Source organism: Terriglobales bacterium, assembly GCA_035561515.1.
Classification (GTDB): Bacteria; Acidobacteriota; Terriglobia; order Terriglobales; family Acidobacteriaceae; genus DATMXP01.
In genome coordinates, this window is sequence record DATMXP010000044.1 from 172,376 (window position 1) to 189,554 (window position 17,179).

Below are 17,179 nucleotides of genomic sequence, written 5' to 3' on the forward strand. Positions count from 1 at the left end.
AAAGGCGAAGTGGCTGGATCAGAACAAGCGTTCCTGCCTGCGCAGGGTTCCGAAGGTACCCAGGTTCGCGAGGCTCAGGGCGAACCGGAACTGGTTCTCATTACGCACCGACCCGAGTGCCAGTCGCCGGTATTCCACGCTGAAACCGCAGCAATCCCAGTTGTAGGTGGTCTGGACCGCGCTGTATTGAAGGAACTTCGAGGTCACGTCGAAACCGATGTTCGCCGCGGCGCTTATCCCGCGCTTGTTCGGACTGCCATAACCAACCATCCAGCGGAACTGATTGAACTCGATGGGCGCCGAAGTCGGGGTGGAAACGTTGACTTCACCGGGAGCGCGCAGGTACGCGTGGCTTCCCGCAACAAAGAAGTCGCCGATCCGATGGTTCACCAGCGCGGTGCTGGCGTTGATTCGTCCTTTCGGCGAATCGTAATCGAACTGCCACTCAATATCGGTATTACGAGCAGTGCGAATTCGCATGCGCGAAACCAGTGGCGAGAAGCGCCGAGGTTCCGTGAGGAAAGCGATTCCGGTAAGTTCCGCGGTGGTGGTAAACGCGTTTCGCTGCCCGGGAACCAGCGCATTTCCGAATTTCGTGTCGAAGAAATATTCCTGGAACAGCTCCCAGGTGAAGACCTCTCGCACGCCTGCTCCGCAATCCTTCGGCTCTTCCTCGGTGCCCGTCCAGCCACGCTGTTCGAAGCGGCTCGTTTCGGACAACGGCGCGCACTCCACCTTCACGCGGTTGCTCTTTGCGAAAATTCGATTCGTCACGCCGAAGCCGATCTCGTTCGTGTCGGACAAAATGTCGCGCGCATCGAAGCGGATGATGCGGCTGAAGTTATCCACGCCGTTCACGTACCGGTACACGAATTCCGGCTCGATGGTGTGCTTGATCTTGTGATCGAGAATCTGCCTGTCGAACACGCGCGACAGAACCGGCGGCCGTATCTCCAGCGACGTCTCGAATGCGCGCCGATTGATCGCTTCATCGGCCGGAGTACCCACTCCGCTGTCGGGCAGCTTTCGTTGGGTGTAGAAAGTATTGCGAAGCGCGAGCTCAGGCCGGAAGTTCCACCCGCCGATATGAAATGGGATCGCACCGCGCGGAAAGAGATCCATTCGGCCCACGATGTTGTTGGTCACAAATGTTGGCTCGCGTCGCGACACGCCCTGAAGGGCAACGTCGTACGAGATGTACACCGGCGACCGGCCAAGCTTCTGGTCCACCGACGCCAGGTCGATACTGGGGATCCGCAGGATCGTGATCAAATCGCCACGGTTCGTGCTCTGGAAATTCTGGTAACGCGATCCGAGTGCGTTGAAGTAGTAGCCCTTGTAGGCCTTGCTCACGAAAGCCGTCGACTTCACTTCCGAGTTCACGGCTTCGGTAAACGTCTCTGAAAAGGCCTGCCGGAAGACGTACGAACTCAGGTAGTTCAGGTCCGCAACGCCGCGGAAACCAAACTTGAGGGCCGCCTCCGAGGTCATCACGATGTCCTGTCCACCCTGGTTTTGCCTGCTGTCCCCAAACCCGCGGTCCAGCACCCCGAAATAGCGCACGTTGACGTTGGAGAGCTCCGTCGGACGAGCCCGGAACTCGCCGTGCTGCGCCCATCCGCGACGCGACCAGTACTCTGCTCCCACCGTCGCATCCATGCTGCGGTTGATGGCCCAGTAAAACGACTCGCCGAGGATGAACCCCTTGCGCGACGACTGTCCAATCGAGGGAATCAGGAATCCCGACTGACGCCCCAGTCTCTCCACGGGAAGGCTGGCGAATGGGAAGTAAAAGATCGGTATTTTGGCGAGCCGAAAGGTTGAATGATAAAGCTTCGCGTTCTCGCCGATGACCACGTCGATCTTTTCGGCGTTGAAGGTCCACTTGGGATTCTCGAGCGTGCAGGAGGTCACTGTTCCGCCATGCACAATGATGCGGTTGCGCCCGGCCTTCTCCACCACTTTCCCCGAGAACGCAAATGGATTGGACGACGTCAGCAGGACGTGGCGTCCGCGTACGCGTGCTCCGGTCGTGCCCACCACGTCGTAGAACTTGCCGGTCTCTTTTTGGGCGTTGTAGGTGGCGCGAGTTCCCTTGATGTGCAGGTCGTTAGGGCCGCCATTGAAGTCGAGATTGCCGGAAGCCGTGATGTCGCCCGTGGTGGAGTTGTAGGTGATCTCGTCGGCGCGAATCTCGAATTCACGAAAAGTAATGTGCACATGGCCGCGCAGATTGTAGATTTCGCCGATCTTCTCCTGCTGGTCGGCTTCGATCGTAACCTCTTCACTTGGAAGCGGTTGCGCGGGACGCAACTGGCTGGTTACTAGGCAAGGCCAGACAAGCAAATGACAAAGCAGCATGGCCGTGATAAAGATTCTGTTGCGGACAGTCATCAGCGCGTAATGTGTGCCAAAAAGGGCAAGGTACCACGTCCGGCGCACGATGGGAAATTGCGTCCCAGGTTCAGCCCGATGACTGACGCTGCTCTCGGCGTTCTTCCAATTTGCGATGTCCTGCCCGATTTGTGGCGAGCGCTGCCGCTGTGCCGAGCCACGTTCCTTCGTGTCTCGCACCACCACCCTCGACGACTTTGAACCGTACGAAGACACGGAAGATCAGTTTGCCTCCAGTGTCGCCGGCCATCATGAAACCGAGGACGACGACGCAGAACAGGAAATTGTGGCCAGCACCCTCGAATCAGCGCGCGCGCGATATCGTTACATCCCGGTAGAGAACTTGCCTAACGACCTCCCTTCCTCGACCTCATCTGCTGAGAACGAAGCCTGGAAAAACGAAGTCGCTTCCTGCCTGCAAAGCTACAAGGCGAAGCGACGCAAGAGCTTGGGCGATGAAAGCCTGAGCTTCAACTTCGAATCCACCGCCGGCAATCACGTTTTTCTCAGGCCGGAGCACGAACCAGAGCCGGAGCCCGAACCAACTCCCGCCCCCGTTTATCAGGAACCCGAACCACCGGCGCCGTTTTACGCACACAACGTGGCCACTGCGCCAGCCTACGAGCCCCCGACCGAACCCATGGAAGAATCGACACCGTACGCGCAGGGAAACTTCTTCGAGCCGGAAATGCCGGCGCCGAAACAGGCTCCAGAAACCGCCAAGCTCATCGTTTTCCCTCGTCCCCCTGCCATGCGGGAAGTGTCACGGGACGAGTTGGCCGAGCCAGTTTTTGACAGACCCCGCATCCTCGATGCTCCGGAAGCCGTCGAGACCGTTGCTGTTCCTCTTGCGGATATCACGCTGCGGCCTGAGGCTCCGGATGACCCGTGTGTTCCCTATATCGAACCGCTGCTGGAACTGCCGTATAGGGTTGCGCCAACGGTTCAGCGTGTCTCAGCCGAGGCCGTGGACACATTACTCGTGCTCGTGGCCAGCGGCCTGTTCGCCATCATCCTTGGGCAGATGAACGCCCAGGTCCTGATGCAGGACAAGAAAACCATGCTGGGCCTGCTGGTCGTGATTCCGGCGGCATTCTGGGCAATCTACAAGTACGTCTTCTTTGTGTTTGCGGGCGCTACTCCCGGTATGCAGATGACCCGCATGCACCTGGTCGCCTTCGACGGCAATTTCCCCAGCAAGAATGCACGGCGAAACCGTGCGCTCTCCATGCTCGTTTCCATCTTCCCCTTCGGATTGGGGTTGCTTTGGTCCTTTGTGGACCAGGAGAGACTCTGCTGGCACGACCGAATCTCCCGCACCTACATGACTTCGCACTGAAACTGGGGCAGCACGGGACAAATTGGCGCCATCCCACTACTCGGGACGAACCTGTCCGGAGGTGGAACGTGTTGCTGATTCTTCTGATCGTGCTGATTCTGGTGATTGCCGCCGCGCCCGCGTGGCCCTATAGCCGCGGATGGGGCTACTATCCGAGTGGCGGGCTCGGATTGATCCTCATCATTCTGCTGATTCTGCTGCTCATGCGGGGCGTCTAGCACCCCGCTTACTCGAAGCGGAGCGCCGTGATTGGATCGAGTCGCGACGCCTTCAGCGCCGGATAGAACCCGAAGAATACCCCGACGAACGTCGCGAACAGAGCGGCGACTGCGACCGCCTGCGGCGAAATCGACATCGGCCATTCCAGGGTGTTTCCAATCACGAAGGAACCAACCACGCCGGCAAGAACGCCGATCAGGCCGCCAAAGAGGCTGAGCATCACCGCCTCACCCAGGAACTGAAGCTGCACGTCGGTTTCTGTCGCTCCCACCGACATTCGCACCCCAATCTCCCGGGTGCGCTCGGTAACCGATACGAGCATCACGTTCATGATGCCGATGCCGCCCACCAGCAGCGCCACCGACGCAATCGCCACCAGCAGGAGCGAGAATGTCTCACTTGCCTGCAACCGGGTTTGGATCACTTCGTCCGGCCTGCGAACGTTGAAGTCGTCATCCTCGCCGGGGTGGATTCGGTGCCGCTCGCGTAGAAGCCCTGTGATTTGGTCGATTGCCGGATTAATCGCTTCCTGCGAGACGGCCGAGCACATGATGTCGTCGACCCACGAGATGCCCTTCAGCCGTTTTTGCGCCGTGGTATAGGGCAGGAGGAGGGTGTCGTCCTGGTCTTGCCCGCCTCCCGACTGTCCTTTCGCGAGCAAAACGCCCACAACGCGGCAAGGCATGTTGCCGAGTCGAACAGTCTTGCCGATCGGGTTCTCACCCGGAAAGAGCTGTTCGTTGATGGTGTTTCCGAGCACGCAAACGGTCGCAGCATGGTCCACGTCGCTTTGTGTGAATGGGACTCCCTGCGCGACTTCCCAGCGTTTGATCTGGAAGTACTCGGGCGATACGCCGCGATAGCGGGTGGCCCAGTTGCGGTTTCCGTAAACGATCTGGGTGGTAGCGTCCACCTGGGGAGAGACGGCCTTTATCAACCGAATCTGCTTCTGGATCGCCCGTGCGTCTTCGGCAGTGAGAGTCTTGGTGCCGTGACTTCCCGTCCGGATGCCATTCGGTGCGCGAGAACCTGCTTCGATCCATACGAAGTTGTCTCCGAGATTGTCGAGTTGCTTTTGCACCTGCTCGGATCCGGCCTGGCCGATGGCCACCACGCAAATGACCGCGCCGATCCCTATGGTGATTCCAAGCACAGTTAGGGTGCTGCGCATCTTGTTACGGAGGAGTGCGCGAAGAGCTTCGCGGACAATGATCTGCAACCACATGGCCCACGGAAAATCTTACTACCTCAATTGCCGCTCTGGGCGCAATTTCCAGCAGGTTAGACGGCGGACATCTTTCACCGAAGAAGCGGCTTGGCAATCTGTGATTCACATCCTGACAAACCCGCCATGGGCGGACTACACTAGATGGTTTGGGAGTATTGCATCGTCGCAGCCTGTCGGTGCCTGCTCCCGCGCCCAATCCCGCATAAAGGCGTAATCATGAACAATTCATTTGGCAGCCGCTCTACCCTCCGCGTTGGCAGCAAGGAATACGAAATCTTCCGGCTCGATGCTCTCGACAAAGCCGGACACAAGACTACCCAGCTTCCCTATACGCACCGCATCCTGCTTGAGAACCTGCTTCGCAACGAAGACGGACGCAACGTAAAGCGCGACGACATTCTTGCGCTCGCAAATTGGGATCCCAAAGCGGTTCCCGACAAGGAAATTCAGTTCTCCCCGTCGCGGGTGCTGATGCAGGATTTCACCGGCGTTCCCGCAGTCGTTGACCTCGCCGCGATGCGTGACGCTGTCCGCGCTCTGGGCGGCAATCCTTCTCTGATTAATCCGATTCAGCCTGCTGAACTGGTCATCGACCACTCCGTGCAAGTCGATGAGTTCGGATCCTCGAAGGCTTTCGACCTAAACGCTGAGCTTGAATTCCTTCGCAACAAGGAACGCTATGCCTTCCTGCGCTGGGGCCAGACGGCGTTCCAGAACTTCGCCATCGTGCCACCGGATACCGGTATCGTTCACCAGGTGAATCTCGAATACCTGGCGCGGGTGGTCTTCGTGAACCCGAAGGGTCAGGCCTATCCCGACACGCTCGTCGGCACCGACTCGCATACCACCATGATCAATGGACTCGGCGTACTCGGGTGGGGCGTCGGCGGTATTGAAGCCGAGGCCGCCATGCTCAATCAGCCAGTCAGTATGCTGATTCCGCAGGTTGTCGGTGTTCGCTTGAGCGGAAAGCTGCGTGAAGGCTCCACCGCCACGGACCTCGTCCTCACTGTCACGGAAATGCTTCGCAAGGAAGGTGTCGTCGGGAAATTCGTCGAGTTCTTCGGACCTTCTCTCCACACACTGCCGCTGGCCGACCGTGCCACCATCGCCAATATGTCACCAGAATACGGCGCCACTTGCGGCATCTTCCCCGTCGACAACGAAACACTCGCATACCTCCGCATGAGCGGACGCAGCGACGAACAGATTGCACTCGTCGAAGCATATTGCCGCGAGCAGGGAATGTTCCACGGCCCGAATCAGCCTGAAGCTTCGTACTCGAAGGTGCTTGAACTCGACCTCGCAACGGTCGAGCCCAGCGTTGCTGGACCGAAGCGTCCGCAGGACCGCGTTTCTCTCTCCAAGGTGGGAAGCTCATTCAAGCAAGCTCTGCCAACTTTGAAGAAGGGCGCCGGAAAGGCTGCCTCTGGAAACGGGAACGTGAAGGACGGCTCGGTTGTGATAGCCGCGATCACGAGCTGCACCAACACCTCGAATCCGGGCGTGATGCTCGCTGCCGGACTGCTCGCCAAGAAAGCAGTCGAGAAGGGACTCGAGACTCCAGCCTGGGTAAAGACCTCCCTTGCACCGGGCTCGAAAGTTGTGACTGAGTACTACCGCCAGTCGGGCTTGCTGCCGTACCTGGAGAAGCTGAAGTTCCACGTGGTCGGTTACGGATGCACCACCTGTATCGGGAACTCGGGTCCGCTCCCGGCTGAAATCTCGGAAGCCGTGGGTGAGCACGATCTCGTTGTCGCCAGTGTGCTCAGCGGCAATCGCAACTTCGAAGGCCGCATCAACTCCGACGTGCGCGCTAACTACCTGATGTCACCGCCGCTGGTTGTGGCCTTCGCTCTCGCCGGACGCATCGACTTTGACCCGGTGAACGAGCCACTCGGCAAGGGTAAAGACGGCAAACCCGTTTACTTGCGCGACATATGGCCGACGCAAAAGGAAGTGGACGATACGATTAACGGCGCGGTGCAAGCTTCGCAGTACAAGAAGACCTACAGCGAAGTCTTCGAAGGCGACCATCGCTGGCGTGGGCTCGACGTTCCCAAGGGCCAGACCTTCGCCTGGGACGACAAGTCCACCTACATCAAGCGTGCCCCTTATTTTGACGGCATGAAGATGGAGATCGGCAAGGTCTCTGACATCACCAATGCGCGCGTGCTGGCGAAGCTCGGCCACTCCATCACCACCGACCACATCTCACCTGCCGGATCGATCAAGCCTGATTCGCCGGCCGGGAAATACCTGATCGCACACGGTGTTCAGCCGAAGGACTTCAATTCCTACGGTTCTCGTCGCGGCAACCACGAAGTGATGGTGCGCGGTACGTTCGCGAATACCCGCATCCGCAACAAGATGGTTCCCAACCTCGAAGGCGGATACACCCGCCATCTGCCCAGCGGCGAAGAAATGACCATCTTCGATGCCGCGATGCGCTACATCGAACAGGGCGTGCCGACCATCATCCTGGCCGGCAAGGAATACGGCTCAGGCTCATCCCGCGACTGGGCTGCCAAGGGACCGTCGCTTCAGGGGGTGAAGGCCGTGATCGCGGAAAGCTTTGAACGCATTCACCGGTCCAACCTGGTCGGCATGGGAATCGTGCCGCTTCAGTTCGCGGAAGGTGAAGATGCGGACTCGCTTGGACTCACTGGTGAAGAGACCTTCGACATAGTCGGTCTGCCCGCGCTGCTCGACAACTATCGTGCCGCCAGCAAGGTGACGGTTCGCGCAAAGTCGAAAGACGGCTCGGCCAAGGAGTTCAAGGCCACGCTGCGCATCGACACACCTCAGGAAGTGCTCTATTACAAGCACGGCGGAATCCTGCAGTACGTGCTCCGTCAACTGTTGCAGGGTAAGACGAGCTCGGCGACGTCATAGCCGCTGTTCACTGATTCGGGGACCGCTCCGTCGTGAGCGGTCTTTTTCTTGCATACAGGGATTACACTTAATGCCAATGCGCAGGCTTGCCATCGTTGCAGCGCTGTCTCTCTTATCTTTAAAGGCGTTTGCACTTCCCGGGTGCGATGGCGTCATTCACGGCACTGTATTCAATCAGAACGGCTCGACTGCACCCAACTTCCGCGTAACCCTCTATCCGCTGAATGGCGCTATCGGCATTATGCTGCCGGAGCAGCGTACGAATGCGGCTGGTAAGTTCCGTTTCACGCAAGTCTGTCAGGGCAACTACACCGTGATTCCCACCGATCGGGACTCGGGGTACCCTTTCGAAGCTCACTGGTTGTACTTGTATTCCTACGAGTCGCTGCAGGTGGCGATTTCCGCAAATAAGAACCAGGCGGACTTTCCGCTCTACTTGCCCCCGAAGCCAAGCTTTGTGCAACTCGACGTCGTCGATGCACTGTCGAGGGAGCCCATCCAGAATTACACCGTCAAGATCAGGCGAGAGCGTGAGACGTCCGACACGATAGTTCCGAGGACTGGCCCCAACCCCAACCTGATAGCTATCCCTGAATACCAGAAGTTCTCGCTTTCAATTACAGCCGAGGGATACAACCGCTGGCGGGTGAAATCTGGAAAGGGACAACTGGCCAATCTCGCTCCCGGCGCGACGGTCAATATCCAGGTGCGGCTGACACGACTACCGTATCTTCCTAAACCGCCGAACCGCAGATAACATCCGTGAAAAAAGGGCCGCCCGAAGAGCGGCCCTTTCACATTGGAAGTAACTACTTCTCGCCTAGCAGGTATTTTTCCACAAACATTACCGTCGCATAGAACTGGAAGTCGGCATTGGCCTTCTTCGAGAAGCCATGCCCTTCGTTCTTGCCGACCAGGTACCAGACCGGTGTGCCCTGCGCCTTGAGTGCCGCCACGATCTGATCGGCTTCGCTCTTCGGCACGCGCGGATCATTCGCTCCCTGAATGACGAACATCGGCTTGGTGATGTTTTTCACGTGGTTCATCGGCGCGATGCTCGTCAGGTATTCGCGCATCTTCGGATCGCGTTCGTCGCCGTACTCAGCGCGCCGCAGGTCTCGACGGTACGCCTCCGTATGCTCCAGAAACGTGACCAGGTTCGACATTCCCACCACGTCTACCGAGCACGCGATCAGATCGTTGTAGCGCGTTGCGGTCGCCAAGGTCATGTGGCCGCCGTAGCTGCCGCCGGTGATCATGATCTTGTCTCCATCGAGGTTCGGCTGCTGCTTGATCCACTTCAACAGCTCTTCGATGTCTTTATACGACTCCTCGCGCTTGAACCCGTTGTCCATGGCAATGAACGTTTTGCCGTATCCTTCGGATCCGCGGATATTCGGATACAGGATGGCAACGCCCATCTCATTGATGAAGTAGTTGTTTCGGCCAAGATATGTAGGCCTCGACTGCCCTTCCGGCCCGCCGTGAATGTTCACGATCACCGGACGCTTGCCCGTGAACTTCGCCGGAGGCATATACAGCCAACCGGAAATCTCACGTCCGTCAAATGACTTCCACTTTACGAGTTGCGGCTCAACGAAGTTTGCCGCATTCAGGCCACCGGTCTCGCTGTTCGTCCACCGGTCCATCTTCCCAGTGGCGACATCGATGGAATAAACGTCCAGCGGCGTGTGTGCCGAGTTCACCGTAAACGCCAGGTCGCGATTGTTCTCGTGCCAGCGCAGGCTTCCGAGCACTCCCACCGGCACCTTGGGCAACTTCAATTCCTTGCCGGAAGCCAGGTCCAGCACATGCAATGCGCCCAACCCGTTCTCATTGACGATGAACGCCAACAGCTTCCGGTTCTTGGTGAGTTCCGCACTCTCCACGTCCCACGGATAGTTCGTCAGATATTTCGGCTGCTTTGTGGCCAGATCGATATACGCAATGCGTTTGAACTCGTTGTCCTTATCGCTGGCGGCGTAAATGCCTTTCCCATCGGCGCTGAATCCGATCGGATCGTAAGAAACCTTCTCACCGCCTTTCGGAGTGAAAAGCGTTTTCTTCCCCGTCGCCACATCCACGAGCCAGATGTAGCTTTCGTTCACCGACACGTATTCCGACACCAGCAGCGTCTTGTCATCCGGCGACCAATCGGCGATCCCCCACCCGCCGCCCTGATTTTCCACCACCAGCTTATCGCTGGCTTTATCGCCCGGATTCATAGTGTAGAAATCGAGGTCTGCGCGATTGCGCCGCGTTGAGGAGTACGCAATGCGGTCGCCGGCGTTCGACCAGTTCCCGCCGATGTTCCTCGACTTGCCATCCGTCAACATCGTTACATCGCCCGTTCCCACGTCATACCGGAAGATCTGGTACCACTCGCCGCCGCCGATGTCCTTGCTAAACAGGAAGTAGTCACCAACCTTTGGGTGATACGATGCGCCGCCAACCCGGTCCGGATAAAACGTCAACTGCGTGCGCGCTCCGCCGGGCATCGCCACACGATGCACTTGCACGGTATCGGCGAACCGCGTGCCGATCAGCATTTCGCGCTTGGTCGGATGCCATGCAAACGCCGTGGCGGTGCGGAACTCCGTGTACCTGTTCGCTTGCTCGGCAATCGACTGCGGGACTGCGGGCACGCCATCGGAAATCAGGTTCTCATTCGGCGCGATCGTTGCCGTCGATGGCTGTTGCGCGAACGAGAGCGAACCAAGAAGGAACAGTGCAACAAGAAGCCGCGAAGCTTTTTTCATTGGAAGGAACCTCTTTCTCGAGAAGACGTGAGATGACGGAAAGAACTTACCGAAGGAGGGCTACTCAGGGCAAGTGCAGCCGACCATGCCGTCCTACGTTCCTGCCTTGTATCCCTGCACCTTTTAGCGGCGTTTCAAGCTGACGGTCATCTCTAGGTCATGGCTGTTCTTGGTGTTCTTCTCGTATCGTGGATGATCTTCCGGGTGCTCGGCTTCCTGGGCGTGCGCATGTTCAACTCCTGGCGCGACTCCGCCCGATTCGCGCTCGCCTTGATGCTGCTGTTCACCGCGGCCGCGCACTTCACCTCAATGAAGGCGGACCTCGTCCGGATGGTGCCCGCATGGGTTCCCGCGCCTGATGCGATCGTCTTCTTCACCGGGCTTTGTGAGATTGCCGGAGCCATCGGACTCATCGTCCCGTATTTCACGAGGCCGGCAGCGATATCGCTCATCGTTTTCTTTCTCGCCGTGTTGCCGGCGAACATCAACGCCGTTCGCACCGGCGCCACTCTCCGAGGCAGACCTGCGACTTCACTCATGCTTCGCATCCCCATGCAGATTTTGTTCATCGTCATCGCGGGCTGGATCGCCGCAACTGACAATCGCAGCAAACCTATCAGGCGACCTCTTGCTTCGACGACTTCCGAAGGGTTCGGAACGTGATCGAGTACCGGTGCGCTTCGACTGCCGGAATACTGTGCTGGAACTGCCATCTCACCGGACCACGCATCAGGTAAATCGATCGTGGTTCGAGCGTGATCCAAACGAGTTTGCCCTTTTGCCGGTGCGGCTTAAACCGCATCCGACACGCACTGCCGAGTGAAACTCCGATCACATCCTCGAACTGGGGCACATCGCGATGCCACCCAATCGGCGCACCCGGCGGATACTCCGTCACCAGCGTCTCCACCAACTCTCGCTCCGGCACACCAGCAAAAATCGCTGCGCGTTCCTGAATTGGGAAAAGGAATTCCGGCAGCGGCTTCGTCTCAATTGCCCTTCGCGAACTGAAGTCATACTCCCAGCCAAAGTCCGCGATGCGTCGTTTCGCCGTGTGGCCCTGGAATTCGAACGCGCGGAAAGTCAATTGTTTGAAGCACTTCTGAAGGTCCGCCTCCTCCTCGACGCTCAGAAACTCAGGCTGGTAGCGGAATCCCGCTGGTAGGTCCCCAGGGTCGGTCTGTCTTCTAATTCCCATTACTCACTTAGATGACGGTTACTAACGTACCAACCGCGGCGTTAGGAACTCTGGTAAGCTTCCGCTTTTGAGGTTGGGTCCATGTCTGCTTCCCCGTCGAAGCCGCCAAAGGTACTTCTTTCGCTGACAACCCGCGACAACGACTACCAGCAGGCCCATGCTGCCGCAGCCGAATCCGTCGCGGGAAGATTTGGCGTTCAACTCGAGATCGTTTACGCAGACAGCGATGCCGTCGGGCAAGTCCAGCAGATCCTCACCGCCATTCAACGCCGGGATCACGGAATTTCCGCCGTCATCACCGAGCCCGTCGGCACCGCGATGCTTAACGTGGCCGAGCAAGCCCTGAGAGCGGGGATTGCGTGGGGTGTTCTCAACCGCGAAGCGGATTACATTCCCCGACTGCGCCTCACGAGCACCGTGCCGGTATTCGAAATTAGCGTTGACCAACTGGAAGTTGGGCGAATTCAAGCCAAGCAGATGTCCCGGTTGTTTCCCGCCGGAGGCACCGTCCTCTACATCATGGGCCCCCAGGCAACCACCGCAGCCACACTTCGCGCCCAAGGCACGAAGGAGCAGAAGCCCTCCAACGTCCAACTGAAGAGCATCTCTGCCAATTGGACCCAGGAGGGCGGCTATCGCGCGGTCCAATCCCTGCTCAAGCTCAGCACCACCCGGAGCTCCGGATTCGTCGGCATCGTTTCGCAGAACGACGAAATGGCGATCGGCGCCCGCCGCGCATTCGGCGAGATCCACGACACCACCGAGCGAAACGCCTGGCTCAACCTGCCCTTTCTTGGCGTCGATGGCCTTCCCAGCACCGGACAGCAATATGTTCACCGCAAGCTTCTAACCGCAACGGTTGTCACTCCGGCCGTAGCCGGCATCGCGCTGGAAACATTCATGAACTGGTGGAACCACAAGCAGGGGACACCCGAGCGGTTGCTGGTGCCATCAATTTCGTATCCAGCGGTGGAAACACTGCAGCGGTAGGGACGGGGTAGCCTGGTGCCGTTCACTCCCATGTGATTCGATTCAGGATTCTCCGTAGCCGCTTTGCCTTCTCCGGGTTCACACTTTCCACGAAGCTGACTCTTCCTTCCAGATTCAAACGGAATCGGGGATGACCCGGTTCTGGCTCTCGGGCCCGTACCGAACGCAGTTAGTGAGTATTGCTTTCAGCCGATCGAAATCTGTACGCCTGACGTTTGCGTGCTCATTGACCACCAGCCCAGTCAGTCCTTGCCGGACGCCTTTCTTCATAAGGCGAGTTTTGCGGAAGTTCACCGTAAAACCCTCTTCCAGCAGGATGGCGCCGACATGCGTTGCGAATCGTTCGACGGATCGCTCGAACTCCCTGTCGCCGGAAAACGCGAGATCATCGGCGTAGCGCGTGTAGTCTGCACCTGCCGCCATGGCGAGTCCAGTCAGCCGGCAGTCCAGCCTGTAGCAGCACGCGTTAGCCAGCGTTGGTGAGGTCGGCGCACCCTGCGGCAAATGCGGACGCGCATACACATCGCGCACCTCTCGCCAGTGCGCCGCACTCACGTCGATTGGCTTGTTCTTCCAAATGTGGAACGGCACCGCATGCGTGCAAATCCCTCCCAGTCTGTCCGCAACTGGTTCTGGGTAGCCGAGAGTACGAAAGAGGGTCTGTATCCTCGCCGCACGAAACGTCGGAAAGAAGTTACTGAGGTCCATCTTCAGCACCACTTGGCGCGCCGTATGAGGTTCGATACACGTTCTGATCGAGCGTCCTCTCACAAACCCATGTGCTGCCTGGTGCGGAGGAATCTTGTCGAGGATTTGTGTCAGGATCTGCCGTTGAAGATTTTTGAGCCGCGTTTTTGGTGATTCAATCAGGCGAACAGTGCCTGATTTTTTCGTGAGCACGCGGTAGCTGTAGTGCGATGCCGGCGAACGATCGCGGCGGTAGTCGAGTCCTTTCAGTTCAGAAAACCACTCCAATTCAGCAGCGCTTACGTTCAGCCATTCCGCCAGCGCTCCGATCGACTCGAGTCCCGGAAGGTTCCAGTTGGCAGCGGCAGAAACCGGTCTCATCGGCTGCGGTTCCGTCAGCCACTGAGTAATCGACAATCGCCTGCGATGTTTGAGCCATGATCGCCAGAATCCAGCATCGCGCAACAGAAACTTGAGCACGTCCTGCTGCCCCGGAGTCGCTTGTCCGGCTACGGCCTTTAGAAATCTCCGAGCAGGCGCGCGCAACCAGGGGCATGCTTTTCCAAAAAGGCGGCTCCCTCGTGCAACGATTGCATCCGGCGCGAGTTCGCCGGAGAGAAATACCTTGGCCAGTACTTGTAACCGCAACCGGTCAGAGGACATGGAGAAGGTGAAGGCGGAGCGCAGCAACCAGTCTCACCCTGCGTGAGCAGATCTGCGTACGAGCGCAGCAAAGCTCATGCGCCGAATTGTCTGTTATTCACGTTGCCCTGGGGTAACCCCAGAGAGACTCTAGCCAAGCCTATGGCTTGGCATCAAGCCAGCTTGAAGCACTCCGCCGGAGGAGGATGATACCACTTAACGGGCAGAAGCCTCGGCTTGGTGAAACGCCACGACTATTTTTTGGTGTCACGCGCGTTTGGGCTCGTTTGTGGAAAAAAGGAAAAGGCCACCAAGATTTCTCTTGATGGCCTTTATTTATGCCGGCAACGACCTACTCTCCCACACACTTTCGCGTGCAGTACAATCGGCCCGGCGGGGCTTAACTTCCGTGTTCGGGATGGGAACGGGTGGTTCCCCCGCGGTAAGATCACCGACAATTCGCTCGCCTGCGCGCCGTTGGCAGCGTGGCGAAACTTGTTTGCCTCCAGAGCCTAGCCTCTATCTGCTAGCCCCTGGCTGCTAAAGATCGTGGACGATGCCACAACTGAATAGATTGGGATATTTCCAAGTGCTTTGGAAAGCTGACTGAGCTTTCCTGGCTTGCGCTCCATAAATTTTATGGTCAAGCCGAACGGGCGATTAGTACAGGTAAGCTACAACCATTACTGGCCTTACACATCCTGCCTATCAAACACGTAGTCTTCGTGTGCCCTTCTTCACCCTTTTGGGTTGGGAGATCTAATCTTGAGGAGTGCTTCCCGCTTATATGCATTCAGCGGTTATCACAACCGAACTTCGCTACCCAGCTGTGCCATTGGCATGACAACTGGAACACAAGAGGTTCGTCCATCCCGGTCCTCTCGTACTAAGGACAGGCCCTCTCAAATCTCCTCCGCCCACATCAGATAGGGACCGAACTGTCTCGCGACGTTCTGAACCCAGCTCACGTACCGCTTTAATAGGCGAACAGCCTAACCCTTGGAACCTTCTACAGCTCCAGGATGCGATGAGCCGACATCGAGGTGCCAAACCGGAGCGTCGATGTGAACTCTTGACTCCGATAAGCCTGTTATCCCCGGCGTACCTTTTATCCGTTGAGCGATGGCCCTTCCATTCAGAACCACCGGATCACTAAGGCCTGGTTTCCCACCTGCTTGACTTGTAGGTCTCGCAGTCAACCTGGTTTCTGCCTTTACACTCGACCTCTGATTTCCAAACAGAGTGAACCAAGCTTCGAGCGCCTCCGTTACAATTTAGGAGGCGACCGCCCCAGTCAAACTACCCGCCTCACCATGTCCCTTTCCCGGATTACGGGAATAGGTTAGAACCACAGAACTCGCAGGGTGGTATCTCACCGTTGGCTCCCCCAAGCCCGAAAGCCTGAGATCAAAGCCTCCCACCTATCCTGCGCAGCAAGTGCCATAGTTCATGATGAAGGTATAGTAAAGGTGCACGGGGTCTTTCCGTCTAGATGCGGGTAACCGGCATCTTCACCGGTACTACAAGTTCGCCGAGTAACCCCTTAAGACAGTCGTACGATCGTTACGCCATTCGTGCAGGTCGGAACTTACCCGACAAGGAATTTCGCTACCTTAGGACCGTTATAGTTACGGCCGCCGTTCACCGGGGCTTCAATTCAGAGCTTCGCCTTGCGGCTAACCCCTCCTTTTAACCTTCCGGCACCGGGCAGGCGTCAGCCCCTATACGTCGTTTTCGACTTTGCAGAGACCTGTGTTTTTGTTAAACAGTCGCCGTACGCGTTTCACTGCGGCCCTCCTGGGCTTGCACCCTGAAGGGCGACCCTTCTCCCGAAGTTACGGGTCCAATTTGCCGAGTTCCTTAAGAGGTCTTCTCTCGAGCGCCTTTGGATATTCTCCTCGTCTACCTGTGTCGGTTTGAGGTACGGTTCCCTACCATTCTCCTTAGAGGTTTTTCTCGGCAGCGTGAACTCAGCAGCTTACACCCATACGGGCTTGCTTTGCGTCTCACCGTTAATGACCCGACGGATTTGCCTATCGGATCCGGCTTTCACGCATCGACCGCCATAGCCATATGACGACCTGCTTATCCTTCTGCGTCACCCCATCGTGATAACGAATATAGGGAGTTCCGGAATATTAACCGGATGTCCATCAGCTACGCCTTTCGGCCTCGCCTTAGGGACCGACTGACCCTGAGCGGATTAACCTTCCTCAGGAAACCTTAGACTTTCGGCGCGGAGGGTTCTCACCTCCGTTATCGCTACTTATGCCGGCAGGGTCTCTTCCCAACCGTCCACGCGTCCTTTCGGTCACGCTTCGAGCGTCTGGGAATGCTCTCCTACCACGCATACTTTCGTATGCATTCGCGGCTTCGGTATCTAGCTTTAGCCCCGTTATATTGTCGGCACCGGACCGCTTGACCAGTGAGCTATTACGCTTTCTTTAAAGGATGGCTGCTTCTAAGCCAACCTCCTGGCTGTCTGGGCGTTCCGACATCCTTTTCCACTTAGCTAGAATTTGGGGACCTTAGCCGGCGATCTGGACTGTTTTCCTCTCGACAATCAAGCTTAGCCCCGACTGTCTGACTCCCGGGCTGGTTGTCAACGGCATTCGCAGTTTGGTTGGATTCAGTAAGCTGGAAAGCCCCCTAGTCCATCCAGATCTCTACCACCGTTGCAAATCACCCGAGGCTAGCCCTAAAGCTATTTCGGAGAGAACGAGCTATCACGGAATTTGATTAGCCTTTCACCCCTACCCTCAGCTCATCCGAGCTTTTTTCAACAAACACCGGTTCGGTCCTCCAGTGGGTGTTACCCCACTTTCAAC

11 protein-coding genes and 2 rRNA genes are annotated in these 17,179 nt (G+C 57.6%); 6 read left to right on the forward strand and 7 right to left on the reverse strand.

Annotated elements, in window-relative coordinates; genetic code table 11:
• Positions 1-18: 18 nt before the first annotated feature.
• Positions 19-2,574 carry an LPS assembly protein LptD gene (gene lptD / locus VN577_20370; protein HWR17197.1) on the reverse strand — a complete coding sequence of 852 codons (2,556 nt, stop codon included), beginning with the start codon at positions 2,572-2,574 and terminating at the stop codon, positions 19-21.
• Here lptD and VN577_20375 point away from each other — a divergent pair.
• The gene (locus VN577_20375) at positions 2,564-3,733 is read left to right on the forward strand and encodes an RDD family protein (protein HWR17198.1); all 1,170 of its coding nucleotides are present in this window, start codon (positions 2,564-2,566) and stop codon (positions 3,731-3,733) included. The genes lptD and VN577_20375 overlap by 11 nt on opposite strands.
• Positions 3,734-3,801: 68 nt before the next feature.
• Positions 3,802-3,951: a DUF3309 family protein gene (locus tag VN577_20380; protein HWR17199.1), complete on the forward strand. Its 150-nt coding sequence runs from the start codon at positions 3,802-3,804 to the stop codon at positions 3,949-3,951.
• An 8-nt stretch (positions 3,952-3,959) separates the two neighbouring features.
• Here VN577_20380 and VN577_20385 read toward each other — a convergent pair whose 3' ends face one another.
• A complete protein-coding gene (locus VN577_20385; protein ID HWR17200.1) occupies positions 3,960-5,177 on the reverse strand; it encodes an ABC transporter permease in 1,218 nt (405 codons plus the stop codon).
• Positions 5,178-5,396: 219 nt separating this feature from the next.
• On the opposite strand from VN577_20385, the gene acnA reads away from it, so the two are divergent.
• Positions 5,397-8,075, forward strand: coding sequence for an aconitate hydratase AcnA (acnA, locus tag VN577_20390; GenBank protein HWR17201.1), 2,679 nt, complete (start codon positions 5,397-5,399; stop codon positions 8,073-8,075).
• 70 nt (positions 8,076-8,145) lie between these two features.
• The gene (locus VN577_20395) at positions 8,146-8,832 is read left to right on the forward strand and encodes a carboxypeptidase-like regulatory domain-containing protein (GenBank protein HWR17202.1); all 687 of its coding nucleotides are present in this window, start codon (positions 8,146-8,148) and stop codon (positions 8,830-8,832) included.
• A 52-nt stretch (positions 8,833-8,884) separates the two neighbouring features.
• Here VN577_20395 and VN577_20400 read toward each other — a convergent pair whose 3' ends face one another.
• Positions 8,885-10,834: a S9 family peptidase gene (locus VN577_20400; GenBank protein ID HWR17203.1), complete on the reverse strand. Its 1,950-nt coding sequence runs from the start codon at positions 10,832-10,834 to the stop codon at positions 8,885-8,887.
• A 159-nt stretch (positions 10,835-10,993) separates the two neighbouring features.
• Between VN577_20400 and VN577_20405 the strand changes: the two genes are divergently transcribed.
• Positions 10,994-11,497: a DoxX family protein gene (locus tag VN577_20405; GenBank protein HWR17204.1), complete on the forward strand. Its 504-nt coding sequence runs from the start codon at positions 10,994-10,996 to the stop codon at positions 11,495-11,497.
• On the opposite strand, the gene VN577_20410 is transcribed toward VN577_20405, so the two are convergent.
• Positions 11,451-12,032 (reverse strand): alpha-ketoglutarate-dependent dioxygenase AlkB, encoded by a 582-nt coding sequence (locus VN577_20410; protein ID HWR17205.1) that lies wholly within the window; start codon positions 12,030-12,032, stop codon positions 11,451-11,453. The two genes, VN577_20405 and VN577_20410, sit on opposite strands and share 47 nt — an antisense overlap.
• An 81-nt stretch (positions 12,033-12,113) precedes the next feature.
• On the opposite strand from VN577_20410, the gene VN577_20415 reads away from it, so the two are divergent.
• Positions 12,114-13,022, forward strand: a complete 909-nt coding sequence (locus VN577_20415; protein HWR17206.1) for a sugar ABC transporter substrate-binding protein — start codon at positions 12,114-12,116, stop codon at positions 13,020-13,022.
• Between the two features lie 114 nt (positions 13,023-13,136).
• Here the strand turns inward: VN577_20415 and VN577_20420 are convergent, their stop codons facing one another.
• The 3 genes from VN577_20420 to VN577_20430 all read right to left on the reverse strand — a co-directional run.
• Positions 13,137-14,399 carry a reverse transcriptase family protein gene (locus tag VN577_20420; GenBank protein HWR17207.1) on the reverse strand — a complete coding sequence of 421 codons (1,263 nt, stop codon included), beginning with the start codon at positions 14,397-14,399 and terminating at the stop codon, positions 13,137-13,139.
• Between the two features lie 291 nt (positions 14,400-14,690).
• Positions 14,691-14,807, reverse strand: a 5S ribosomal RNA gene (gene rrf, locus VN577_20425).
• Positions 14,808-14,990: 183 nt separating this feature from the next.
• Positions 14,991-17,179 (reverse strand): 23S ribosomal RNA (locus VN577_20430); the annotation flags it as partial.

What these genes read in the sequence shown, in the direction of transcription:
- VN577_20385 (HWR17200.1), bottom strand. Translation starts at nt 5,177, where the DNA reads ATGTGGTTGCAGATCATTGTCCGCGAAGCTCTTCGCGCACTCCTCCGT.
- acnA (HWR17201.1), top strand. Translation starts at nt 5,397, where the DNA reads ATGAACAATTCATTTGGCAGCCGCTCTACCCTCCGCGTTGGCAGCAAG.
- VN577_20395 (HWR17202.1), top strand. Translation starts at nt 8,146, where the DNA reads ATGCCAATGCGCAGGCTTGCCATCGTTGCAGCGCTGTCTCTCTTATCT.
- VN577_20400 (HWR17203.1), bottom strand. Translation starts at nt 10,834, where the DNA reads ATGAAAAAAGCTTCGCGGCTTCTTGTTGCACTGTTCCTTCTTGGTTCG.
- VN577_20405 (HWR17204.1), top strand. Translation starts at nt 10,994, where the DNA reads ATGGCTGTTCTTGGTGTTCTTCTCGTATCGTGGATGATCTTCCGGGTG.
- VN577_20410 (HWR17205.1), bottom strand. Translation starts at nt 12,032, where the DNA reads ATGGGAATTAGAAGACAGACCGACCCTGGGGACCTACCAGCGGGATTC.
- VN577_20415 (HWR17206.1), top strand. Translation starts at nt 12,114, where the DNA reads ATGTCTGCTTCCCCGTCGAAGCCGCCAAAGGTACTTCTTTCGCTGACA.